The sequence below is a fragment of the Stutzerimonas stutzeri SDM-LAC genome, assembly GCF_000235745.1.
Taxonomy (GTDB): domain Bacteria; phylum Pseudomonadota; class Gammaproteobacteria; order Pseudomonadales; family Pseudomonadaceae; genus Stutzerimonas; species Stutzerimonas stutzeri_H.
Genome location: NZ_AGSX01000042.1, coordinates 1 through 10,257, shown reverse-complemented (window position 1 = coordinate 10,257; position 10,257 = coordinate 1). Strand labels below are relative to the sequence as shown.

The window sequence follows — 10,257 nt, the reverse complement described above, 5'->3', positions numbered from 1 at the left end:
CATCATCGGTGCGTTCCTCTGTAGTTGTTTTTGTCAGAGAAATGGCTGAGTGGCTCAGCCGGTCAGGGACAGCAGGTGAATCAAGCGCGCCGCCAGCCGCGCGGTGCGGTAGTCGATGTCATGCTCCGGGTTGAGCTCGGCGAGGTCGGCCAGACGCAGCTTGCCGCTGTCTAGAATGCGTTCGAGCAAGGGTTCGAGCAGCGCCAGGGAAACCCCGCGAGCGGCCGGCGCACTGACGCCGGGCGCCTCGCAGGCAGGGAACACGTCGATGTCGATGGTCAGATATACGGCATCGCAGTCGGCGATGAAGCGATCTAGGTCGGCGCCCAGGGCCTCCAGGCTCGCCTCGCTAATCTCGCGGTCCTCGCGCACCAGCACCTGCCACTCGGCGGCGCGCTGAAACAACGCCCGGGTATTGCTCGCACGGCTGACGCCCAGGCAGGCGTAGACGAATGGCCAATCACGGGCTGCGCACTGCTCGGCGATCTGCGCGAAAGGCGTACCGGAGGAATGGACATGGGCCGGGTCGCGCAGGTCGAAGTGCGCATCGAAATTGATGATGCCTATGCGTGGCGCGGCCTTCCGTGGGGCGGCCATCGACGGCTTGCCGCCGGCCAGATGGGCGGCGAGCCCTTGCCAGCTGCCGAATGCCACTTCGTGTCCGCCACCGAGGACGATCGGCAGATGACCGGCATCGAGCAATGCGCAGACACTCTCGCCCAGACGAGCCTGGGCCGCGTCCAGATCGCCATCGGCGCAGACCAGGTCACCGGCATCATAGGCCGGTCCGCTGCGATGCCAGGCCAGGTTAGCCAGCGCCTTGCGCATCGCCTGCGGGCCATTCACCGCGCCGACGCGGCCATGATTGCGGCGTACCCCTTCGTCGCTGGCAAAGCCGAGCAAGGCCAGGCCCGGCTGGCTGTCGCCAGCGAGCGGCTGAATACGCTGGTGCCAGCGCGGACTGTCCGCTTCCGGGTCGACGCGACCCTGCCATGACGCCATCGAGTGACGATCAACGTGCATGGCGAACGGCCTCTTTGTCGTGGCTGACGACGCCACCAAACACACGCTGGCGCAGGCGACCGGGTTGTACCGCATAAGCCAGTTCGGCGGGCGAGCGGATGTCCCACAGACACAGATCGGCCGGGGCGCCAACGGCGATACGCCCCAGCTCGGGCGAGCCCAGCGCTTGCGCGGCATGCGCGGTCATGCCGGCCAGGGCCTCGCGCGGCGTCAGGCGGAACAGCGTGCAAGCCAGGTTCAGGTTCAGGGTAGGGAAGCAGATCGGCGCCGTACCGGGGTTGGCGTCACCGGCTACCGCCATCGGCACCCCGTACCGGCGCAGCAATGCAACAGGCGGCAGCTGGGTTTCGCGCAGGGTGTGATAGGCGCCGGGAAGCAAGGTGGCGACCGTGCCGGCGGCGGCCATCGCTTGCACGCCCGCCTCGTCGAGGAACTCGATATGGTCCGCCGACAAGCCCTGATAGCGGGCCGTCAGCGCGCTGGCGCCCTGGTTGGAGAGCTGTTCGGCATGGGCCTTGACCGGCAGGCCATGGGCCCGGGCGGCGCAAAATACACGCTCACACTGCGCCGCACTGAAGCCGATGTGTTCGCAGAACACGTCCACTGCATCGGCCAGCCCTTCGGCCGCGGCCGCCGGGATGATCTCGTTGCATACCAGATCGACGTAGGCATCGCTGTCGTCCGAGTATTCCGGCGGCAAGGCGTGCGCGGCGAGCAAGGTGGTGATCACCCGCACCGGGAAGTGCTTCCCGAGTTTGCGCGCGACACGCAGCATTTTCAGCTCGTCAGCGGTGCTCAGCCCGTATCCGGACTTGATCTCCACGGTGGTTACGCCGTCGGCCAGCATCGCCTGCAACCGTGGCAGGCTCTGCGCCAGCAGTTGTTCTTCGCTGGCGGCACGGGTAGCGCGCACCGTGCTGAGAATACCGCCGCCCGCCTTGGCGATTTCGGCGTAGCTGACACCTTCTAGGCGCTGCTCGAATTCGTCGGCGCGGTTACCGGCGTACACCAGATGGCTGTGGCAGTCGATCAGTCCCGGCGTCATCACCCCACCGCAACCCGCTTCCACCACTCCCTCCGCCCGAGCTTCGTCGAACTCCGACATCGGCGCCATGAACGCAATACGACCCGCCTCGACCAGCACCGCCATGGGCTGCGGTAGCGTTTGCACACCGTCGAAGACTGTGACGTCGCGCCATAGCAAGCTCTTGTTAGGGGTAACGGGCATCACGGCGAACACCTGTGCATGAAGTTGTATATACAATAGGTGTAAGGCACAATGTCGTCAACCTTGGAAAGGCCATCCTATCGTCGCGCCGGGCTTGCCAAGCTATGTAACCCAGTCGAAATCACCTTATTGTATATACATCCCGATCTAACAGTTCTCTTGCGGACCCACGGCTCGCCCAGGCGCGCACCCCAAGGCGACCGGCAAGTTTCTTATCGGATGGATGAAGGCGCATTGCTCGCCCGAGAACGCTCGGCAAGCGAGCGTGTGCAGGCCGGTGTTCGGCGCGTGCGGCCATGGACGCGAAGCCAGGCTGGAACTGGCGCGACCAGATCGTCGCTACGTAGGGAGAGCGTAACGGCAGGAGAAATTCGTGAAACGATGGGCGGTCGCATCGCAAGGGGGCGCATCGGTTGCGCGACATACCCTGACACTGGCGGCATGCGGGTCGCGGCGCTGCGAAGTCCGAGGCATGAGATGCAGAAAATGCAGGCTGCCACGCTCGGCCATGTCGCCTGTCGGAATGTGGCGCGTCGGCGGCGGCGTCCCGGCGCTGCCGGCCAGAACCATTCGGGCGTCGCGTCGCTCGAACGGTCAATAGAGCCGAGGCCGAAAGGTCAGGGCTCTATCGACGGCCGAAATCGCTTCGATGCAGTGATTCAGTTACCGCCACGTCGCAGCGCTGCTGGCGAGAAGTCACGCGGACCGAGCTTGGCGCCAAAGTCGTACATAGGCTCGTTGTTATCCAGCCCATCGACGAAGTAATTGCCGTCTTGCAGGTGGTAGAGCGTTTCGACCGTACTGTTGAACATCGGAAGCTCGTAATAACTGATCGGGTGGCTCTCCTGCAAGCCGATCAACTCGCCCTGTTCGTCATACAGATCCACTGCCAGGATCGACCAGCTGTCCTCATCGATATAGAACCGGCGCTTGTTATAGGGATGGCTGAAGCCCTTGCGCAGCGTGGCGTCGACCACCCAGACCCGATGCAATTCATAGCGCAGCAGCTCCGGATTCAAGGTGCGCGGCCCGACGATGTCGTCGTAAGGAATACCCTGCTGGTGGACCGCATAGCTGTTGTACGGCACCAGCATTTCGCGCTTGGCGACCAGCTTCCACTCATAGCGGTCTGGTGCGCCGTTGAACGAATCCACCACATCGGCTGTGGCCAGACCGCTGGTGTCGGGCTGCAGCGAATCGTAGGCGAGCGACGGTAAGCGGCGTACGCGACGGTCTGCCGGGCTGTAACGCCAGGCCTTGCGCACCGCCAGAACCTGGTCGAGCGGGTCCTGAACCACCAGCGCAGTGCCCGAGAGCTTGGCCGGTGCGGTGACGCGGTATTTGTAATACAGCGAGGTATTGTCCAGATCGGCCTGGGTCATGCCTTCACGGTTGTAGACGTAGTAGATCTCGCGGTCCCGCTTGATATAGGTCGGGCTGCCATTGATGACTACAGCCTGATTGTTGATGAAGTGAGTCTGGTCGCCCTTGTAGTGCAGGACATGGTTCCAGATCACTTCCATCCCGTCCTGCGGGATGGGGAACGGGATGCCAGCGAACGCGCCCTGAATCCCGTTGCCGTTGGCGATCAGTTCGGCGTTGACCGCGTTCAGCCGCGTAGCGTCATAAATGCGCTGCGGGTTGCTGGCGCTGCGGCGCGTTGGGAATACCCGCAGATGGAAGTCCGGATACCGCTCAACCAGCGCCCGCAGCCCCTCCGGCAACAATGCGGCGTACTGGCCAACGTTGCTCTGATCCACTCGGTAGAGCACCGGGTCCGCCGCATAAGGGTCAAGATGGTGCATGCCTACTTCATAACCTGCAGGAGGTTGCACACCGCCGGTCCAGGCAGGAATGGTGCCAGCGGCGTTGCCAGCACGCTCGGCTCCCAGCGGGGTCAGGTCCTGACCCAGGCGCACGGCCTGCGTGTCGTCGACCTTGGCCTGGGCCTGGCTGGCACAGGCCGCCAGCAGCAGAATTCCGAATTTTCTGTACATCTGTTTGCTCCTTGCTGCGCGGCTGGCGCGGCAGATGACGGCTCTGACTCGCAGGCAGAGCGCTCGTAGAGGTATTGGGGATCGTGCCTTCCTGGCATTTTTTCGTTATTTGTTCGTCCCTGGGCCGCTTGGTCGCGGCTTTAGCGGATGCAGCGGTGATGCGTATTTCAGTCGATCAGTCGATGCGCTCGAACTTGAGATCCCAGACGCCGTGGCCAAGCCGCTCACCGCGACGCTCGAACTTGGTCGTCGGGCGCTCCGAAGGGCGCTCGATGTACTGGCCATTCGTAGACTGGTTACGATAGCCAGGCGCAACGCTCATGACCTCGAGCATGTGCTCCGCATAGGCTTCCCAGTCGGTCGCCATGTGTAACACACCGCCGACTTTGAGTTTTTGTCGCACCAGCCCGGCAAATGCCGGCTGGACGATGCGCCGCTTATGGTGACGGCTTTTGTGCCAGGGATCAGGGAAAAACAGCAGGACCCGGTCCAGGCTGGCATCGGGGACGCATTCACGCAGCACTTCGAGCGCGTCGCAACTGTAGATGCGCACATTATTCAGATTCTGTGACAGAAGTCCGCTTAGCAGCGCCCCTACGCCCGGCGAGTGCACTTCAACCGCGATGAAGTCCTGTTCAGGCGCCGCCGCGGCCATTTCCAGGGTGGAGTGGCCCATACCAAAGCCAATCTCGAACGTGCGTGGCGCCTGTCGAGCAAACACCTCGTCAAAATCGCGCAGGCCGTCCGCCAGCTCAAGGCCAAACCGTGGCCAGCCCTGATCCAGGCCACGCTGCTGGCCTTCGGTCATGCGACCGGCACGCATCACGAAACTCTTGATGGTGCGCATGCGCCGTTGGCCCTCGGCCGGGGTTGGAATGTCACTCATGAACGAACCTACAGATAAAAAAGGACCGGCCGGGTGATCGAGCGATCAAGCGGCCGCTAAACGGAGGAGGAAAACTAGCGAATCAGACCTTCCAGAGGCGAAGAGGCGCTGGCATAGAGTTTTTTCGGCATGCGCCCCGCCAGATAGGCCAGGCGACCGGCATCGATCGCATACTTCATGGCTTCGGCCATCAGTACCGGGTTCTGTGCGTGAGCAATGGCGCTGTTCATCAGCACAGCTTCGCAGCCGAGCTCCATGGCAATGGTCGCGTCGGACGCCGTGCCGACCCCGGCGTCAACCAGAACCGGAACCTTGGCTTCTTCAAGAATGATGCGCAGGTTATAGGGGTTGCAGATGCCCAGTCCCGTGCCGATCAGGCCGGCCAGGGGCATGACCGCGATGCAGCCCATCTCGGCGAGCTGACGGGCGATGATCGGGTCGTCGCTGGTGTAGACCATCACGTCGAAACCATCCTTGACCAACACTTCGGCGGCCTTGAGGGTTTCGATGACGTTCGGGAACAGCGTCTTCTGGTCAGCCAATACTTCCAGCTTGACCAATTTGTGGCCATCGAGCAGCTCACGGGCCAGGCGGCAGGTGCGCACCGCTTCTTCGGCGTCGTAGCAGCCGGCCGTGTTCGGCAGAATGGTGTAGCGATCCGGCGAGATGACATCGAGCAGATTGGGCTCGCCCGGGTTCTGGCCGATATTGGTACGGCGCACCGCAACGGTGACGATCTCCGCACCGGAGGCCTCGATGGCGGCGCGGGTCTCCTCGAGATCCTTGTATTTGCCGGTGCCCACCAGCAGGCGCGACTGATAGGTGCGGCCGGCAAGCGTGAAGGGTTTGTCGTGCGGAACTGGGCTCATGCGACCATCCTGTACAGATGAAATGAAGCGAGAATTACGCCGCTGCACGGGCGACGTGCGGGAATCGTTGATGCGGCGGGCTCGTCAGCCGCCGCCAATGGCGTGCACGACTTCGATCTGGTCGCCCTCGACCAGCGTCGTCGCGGCATGCTGGCTGCGCGGCACGATCTCGCGATTAAGCTCGACCGCCAGCCGGCGCCCAGTCAACTCCAGGCGCTGCAGCAGATCGGCCACCGACTGACCGTCCGGGAGCTCGTAGCGCTCGCCGTTCAACTGGATGTGCATAGTGATCGCCACCATTGCAAAAGGGCCGACATTCTAGCCCGATCGACTCGGCCCACCAAGGCAGCCGCTGCCACCATTCATCTCCGCCGCATACATGCAAGCCGATCAGGCGCGCAGGTTCCAGGCCGCCGCCATCAAACAGATCCAGCCGGCCAGAAACGCCGTGCCACCGATGGGCGTGATGATCCCAAGCTTGCCGACGCCCGTCAGAGCCAGCAGATAGAGACTGCCGGAAAACAGCAGAATACCCAGCGTGAACAGGCTACCTGCTGCGATCAGCAGACGGCTCGGCGCATGCAGCACCAGCAGGGCGATGCCGAACAACGCCAAGGCGTGGATCAGTTGGTAGTGCACCCCGGTCTGGAACACGGCGAGGTAGTCAGCAGCCAAGCGGCTTTTCAACCCATGGGCTGCAAAGGCGCCAAGCGCGACGCCGGTCAAGCCGAAGAATCCAGCGAGCATAAGAAACGGACGAATCATTCGGAGGCTTCCGGTCAGGGCGTGTATGCACCGTTATAATGCCCGTTCTCCCTGGTCGCGACCACGCCCCATGCTCCGAGCCCTGCTACGCCGACTCACCAAACTGCTGCTCTGGCTGACCGCACTGTCCGTGCTGCTGGTGCTGGTTATGCGATGGGTGCCGCCGCCCTTCACTGCACTGATGGTTGAACGCAAGATCGAATCCTGGATCGCTGGTGAAAGCATCGACCTGCGGCGTAGTTGGCGGCCCTGGAAAGAGCTGCCGGATGATCTGAAGATGTCTGTCATCGCGGCCGAAGACCAGAAGTTTGCGGGCCATTGGGGGTTCGATATCGCGGCGATTCGCGCCGCATTCGAGCATAACGAACGCGGTGGTTCGCTCCGTGGCGCCAGCACGCTGAGCCAGCAGGTGGCGAAGAACCTGTTTCTCTGGTCCGGGCGCAGCTGGCTGCGTAAAGGGCTGGAAGTCTGGTTTACCGGCTGGATCGAACTGTTGTGGCCGAAACAGCGGATCCTGGAGGTCTATCTGAACAGCGTCGAATGGGGCGTTGGCATATTCGGCGCCGAGGCAGCTGCGCAGCATCACTTCGGCATTGGCGCCCCTTACCTGTCTGTTAGCCAGGCCAGCCAGTTGGCCGCTGTACTGCCCAACCCTCGCGAGTGGAACGCCGGTCGACCCGGCCCACACGTGCGCAGTCGCGCCGCCTGGATTCGGAAACAGGTGAGGCAACTGGGCGGCAGCAATTACCTGAACCGGCTATGAGCAAGCGAAGCACGCTGAAGGAAGACCGAAACGATTTGGTGAACGACAGTCGTCAGTGCTCGCCCAAGCGCAAGCACAACGACCGGTGCGCTCTGTCGGGACTTTATGGCAGTACGCCATCTCAGCGAGTAAGCTGCGTTGAAAGTATGGGGTGAATACCGGGCCACAACCGGCATGCGAGAGCGGTTGTCGAACCGGGCGCACCGTATCTTCTTGCCATTCGTCACTAGCGCACGGCAGATAGCATGAACGAAACGAGTGCATCTTTCGGCAAGGTGCGGCAGTTCTTTCACTGGCGCAACAGCATCGCCTGGCTCGTTCTGGCCGTAGCGCTGTTGGTACAGCTTGCCCTCCTCAATCATCTCGAGATGAAAGAGGAGCGGGTCGCGCTCAAGCAGTTCGATTTGCTGGTGAACACGACCATCGAGGCCATTCATAAACGCATGACTGACCACGAGCAGATTCTGCTCGGGGCGGCCGGGCTGTTCGACGCTTCAGGAGAGGTAACGCGCGCGCAGTGGCGTGAATACAACGAGCGACTGCAACTGGCCGAGCGCTACCCCGGCATCCAGGGCGTCGGTTTCGCCAAGGCTGTGTTGCCGTCGGATCTCGATAGCCATATGCGGAGCGTCTGGGCTGAAGGTTATGGCAACTACGTTGTCCACCCGCAGGGGCCGGGCCGCTCGCTTCACACGCCAATCGTCTTCCTCGAGCCTTTCAGTGGCCGCAACCTGGCCGCTTTCGGCTTCGACATGTTCTCCGAGCCGGTTCGCCGACAGGCCATGCTCAGTGCTGCCGAAACCGGAAGAACCCGGATCACAGGTAAAGTCACGTTACGCCAGGAGACCCACGGCAAGGTACAAGCAGGCATCTTGATGTATGTACCGCTGTATCGTCCTGACGAGCCGCTCACCTCGGTGACACAACGCCTGCAGGCGCTGAAGGGCTTCGTCTACAGCCCCTATCGGCTGGGCGACTTGATGCGAGGCATTCTCGGCGCAGCCGACCCGAACCTCAGCTTGCGCATTTACGCAGGCGATTCCGAGCAAACCGAACAGCTGATCTTTGCCAGTCGAGATGACGCTATGGCAGGCCAAGCCCAATACAGCAAGCGGGTACAGCTTGATCTCTATGGCCAGACCTGGACGCTGCGCCTGGAGAGTCGTCCGGCCTTCGAGCAGTTTTTCAGCACCAACAAGGGACTGATAATGGGCCTTGGCAGTGGCCTGAGCGCATTACTGTTTTTGCTGACGTTTTCGTTGTCGCTCAGACACCGCCGTGCCGAGGCGTTGGCGCAGCAGATGACCGAAGACATCCGGGAAAACAAACGCGCCCTGCAGCTCAGTGAAGAGCGTCTCAGCCTTGCCCTCAAAGGCAGCAATGACGGGCTATGGGACATGAATCTGGATGCAGGCACCTTCTATGCTTCGCCGCGCGCCTGGCACATGCTCGGCTACCGTCCCGGCGAGCTGAGTTCGGATCTCAAGCTCTGGGAGCGGCTCATCGTGGCCGAGGATCTGCCTCAGGAGCGGGCCCAACTGGCCGAGACCATGCGCTCGACGACCGATCACTTCACCACCGAGCTACGCCTGCAGCATAAAAGCGGCAAGATCACGCCGGTGCTGATCCGCGGCTACATTCAGCGCGACCGCGATGGTCAGCCATTGCGCGTCAGCGGCACCAGCATGGACCTGACCGAGCACAAGCGTATCGAGCAGATGAAAGACGAGTTCGTCTCGACGGTAAGTCATGAGCTGCGCACCCCGCTGACATCCATCAGCGGTGCTCTGGGCCTGATCACCGGTGGCGCCATGGGCGATACGCCGCCTGCCATGCAGCAAATGCTCGAGATCGCGCACCGCAACAGTCTGCGGCTGGGTTACCTGATCAACGATCTGTTGGACATGGAAAAAGTCACTGCAGGCAAGATGATCTTCGATATGCGCGAGCACTCACTGCGCCAGTTGCTGGACGAGGCGCTGGTCAGCAACCAGGCGTTCGCCGCACATTTCGGGGTGAACTGCATACTTCGCGACCCGGTGAACGTACACGTCTGGGTCGACGGGTTGCGCCTGCAGCAGGTGCTGACCAACTTCCTCTCGAACGCCATCAAGTACACGCCGGAAGGTGGCCAGGTTACCCTGCATTGCAGCCAGCCCAATGCCAGCCATGTGCGGATCAGCGTCACCGATCAGGGACCCGGCATCCCACCAAGCTTCCAGAACCGGGTATTCGAGAAATTTGCTCAAGCGGATGCTTCAGACAGCCGGCAGAAGGGCGGCACCGGCCTGGGGCTCGCCATTACCAAGGAATTCATCGAGCGGATGGGCGGTCGCGTCGGTTTTGATACAGCCGAGGGTCAAGGCACGACGTTCTGGTGTGAGTTGCCCATACTCGAATCGACCACCTTGGTTACCGACTTGGGCCAGCCTCGCCTGCTGGTAATCGAAGACGAACCGGATACCGGCCGGTTACTGCTGCTGATGCTGCGCGATGCCGGTTATGCGGTTGACCGCGTGCAGAGTTTGCACGCGGCACGAGACAAGCTTGTCAGTACCCGTTACGAGGCGATGACGCTCGATTTGCATTTGCCCGACGGTAGCGGGCGCGAGCTGATCGACGAAGTACGTGGCAATCCCGACACGCGAGACCTGCCGATCATCGTGATATCGGCGGCCAGCCATTTCGAGCAGAACGCCGAAGACACGGGCATCACCTGGCTGCAT

9 protein-coding genes are annotated in these 10,257 nt (G+C 62.1%); 2 read left to right on the top strand and 7 right to left on the bottom strand.

Annotated features, from left to right (window positions below):
- Positions 1-54 precede the first annotated feature (54 nt).
- The 7 genes from hutG to PSTU_RS0104020 form a co-directional block, all read right to left on the bottom strand.
- Entirely contained in the window at positions 55-1,023 is a 969-nt protein-coding gene (hutG, locus tag PSTU_RS0104050; protein WP_019339761.1) for a formimidoylglutamase, read from the bottom strand.
- The gene (gene hutI, locus PSTU_RS0104045) at positions 1,013-2,251 is read right to left on the bottom strand and encodes an imidazolonepropionase (protein WP_019339760.1); all 1,239 of its coding nucleotides are present in this window, start codon (positions 2,249-2,251) and stop codon (positions 1,013-1,015) included. The genes hutG and hutI overlap by 11 nt, the downstream gene beginning before the upstream one ends.
- A gap of 659 nt (positions 2,252-2,910) precedes the next feature.
- Positions 2,911-4,248, bottom strand: coding sequence for a DUF1329 domain-containing protein (locus PSTU_RS0104040; protein WP_019339759.1), 1,338 nt, complete (start codon positions 4,246-4,248; stop codon positions 2,911-2,913).
- Positions 4,249-4,423: 175 nt separating this feature from the next.
- Positions 4,424-5,134, bottom strand: coding sequence for a tRNA (guanosine(46)-N7)-methyltransferase TrmB (gene trmB / locus PSTU_RS0104035; protein WP_029404607.1), 711 nt, complete (start codon positions 5,132-5,134; stop codon positions 4,424-4,426).
- A 74-nt stretch (positions 5,135-5,208) separates the two neighbouring features.
- Positions 5,209-6,003, bottom strand: coding sequence for a thiazole synthase (locus PSTU_RS0104030; protein WP_019339757.1), 795 nt, complete (start codon positions 6,001-6,003; stop codon positions 5,209-5,211).
- An 84-nt stretch (positions 6,004-6,087) separates the two neighbouring features.
- Positions 6,088-6,288, bottom strand: a complete 201-nt coding sequence (gene thiS, locus PSTU_RS0104025; RefSeq protein ID WP_029404606.1) for a sulfur carrier protein ThiS — start codon at positions 6,286-6,288, stop codon at positions 6,088-6,090.
- 105 nt (positions 6,289-6,393) lie between these two features.
- Positions 6,394-6,768: a DUF423 domain-containing protein gene (locus tag PSTU_RS0104020; RefSeq protein ID WP_019339755.1), complete on the bottom strand. Its 375-nt coding sequence runs from the start codon at positions 6,766-6,768 to the stop codon at positions 6,394-6,396.
- Between the two features lie 70 nt (positions 6,769-6,838).
- Between PSTU_RS0104020 and mtgA the strand changes: the two genes are divergently transcribed.
- On the top strand, positions 6,839-7,531 hold the full coding sequence (gene mtgA / locus PSTU_RS0104015) for a monofunctional biosynthetic peptidoglycan transglycosylase (RefSeq protein ID WP_019339754.1): 693 nt from the start codon (positions 6,839-6,841) through the stop codon (positions 7,529-7,531).
- 245 nt (positions 7,532-7,776) lie between these two features.
- Positions 7,777-10,257, top strand: a 2,481-nt coding sequence (locus PSTU_RS0104010) for a CHASE domain-containing protein (RefSeq protein ID WP_019339753.1), incomplete at its 3' end; no start/stop codon positions are given.